At 38.5% G+C, this 1,086-nt stretch carries 2 protein-coding genes; both read right to left on the bottom strand.

The annotated features are described in order from the left end of the window. The coding region (locus tag LI112_RS17795; RefSeq protein WP_227191204.1) for a replication initiator protein A at positions 1-170 on the bottom strand (170 nt) is incomplete at its 3' end. A 22-nt stretch (positions 171-192) separates the two neighbouring features. Continuing rightward, on the bottom strand, positions 193-1,080 hold the full coding sequence (locus LI112_RS17790) for a ParB/RepB/Spo0J family partition protein (protein WP_227191203.1): 888 nt from the start codon (positions 1,078-1,080) through the stop codon (positions 193-195). Positions 1,081-1,086: the final 6 nt, after the last annotated feature.

Below are 1,086 nucleotides of genomic sequence, written 5' to 3'. Positions count from 1 at the left end.
AAAGCCATTCTGTCCAGCATCAGCCCATAAAGAACCTTTGCATCGCTGGACAGATTACGGAAATATTCATCTGTGAATAATACTTTGGGAATACGGTAAAAAGCAAACTGTTCCGATTCATAATCGTGAAAATAACCAAACTCTATTTTTGTGCTTTCGGATTTTGCCATTTTGCTTTCCCTCCTTCCCTCGTTATTGGCTTTTCTTCCAGTTATCAAGCAGTTCATAGATAACCTGTTCAATCTGTTCTCTGTTATATTCCTTTGGGAAATACTTTCGTATTTTCTTTTCAGTTAAAGTAACTTTTCCTGTCTCTGTTTTCTTTTCATTCAGAATAAGCTGTACCGCTAATTCTGTCAGTTTACCTTCACCGCTGTATTGCTTCAGTTTTGTTGCCATTGAACCTGTAACAGAGCTTGCTCCAGACACTATGCAGTCTTTCACCCAAATCTGCTCCGTTTCTGATAAATAGGTTAATGAAACACCTACTGTAAAATTAATCTTTCCTTCATCCAACAATTTCAGCAATTCCGGAATAAGACAGGTCAAGCGTATGTAACGCTGAACGGTTCTTCCACTGTCACCTGCAGCCTGTCCAACCAGATCTGCACTGTCAACAGAAACTGCGTTTTCGTCTTTTATGCCTTGATGTTTTACTGCATCCATCTTCATCTTATAAGCATATGCCTTTTCGCTTGGAAGCAAATTTTCTCTCTGTATATTAGAATCCACCATAACGATTACGGCTTCATCATCGGTATAGTTCCGTATGAGTACTGGCATTTTTCTTTTTCCAGCCAGTTCGCAACCACGTTTTCTCCTGTGACCAGCAATCAGTTCATATCCTCCCTCTGCGCGAGGACGTACCAATGCAGGATTTAAGATGCCATAATTCTTGATACTTTCTACTGTTTCAGCCATTTTTTCATCATCATTTACATGAAATGGATGATTTCTAAAAGAATGTAACTCATTTAATGGCACTTCAACAATCTGATTAAGAGTATTCTGTTCGGCTTCATTGATTCCAAGCAATTCATCATAAGAAGTAAGCTGAATTTCTTTCTTAGGTTTACGCATGATTCA

The organism is Blautia sp. 210820-DFI.6.14 (genome assembly GCF_020558815.1).
Classification (GTDB): domain Bacteria; phylum Bacillota; class Clostridia; order Lachnospirales; family Lachnospiraceae; genus Blautia_A; species Blautia_A obeum.
The sequence above is the reverse complement of the archived record's forward strand: the minus strand, read 5'-3'. Positions and strand labels throughout refer to the sequence as shown.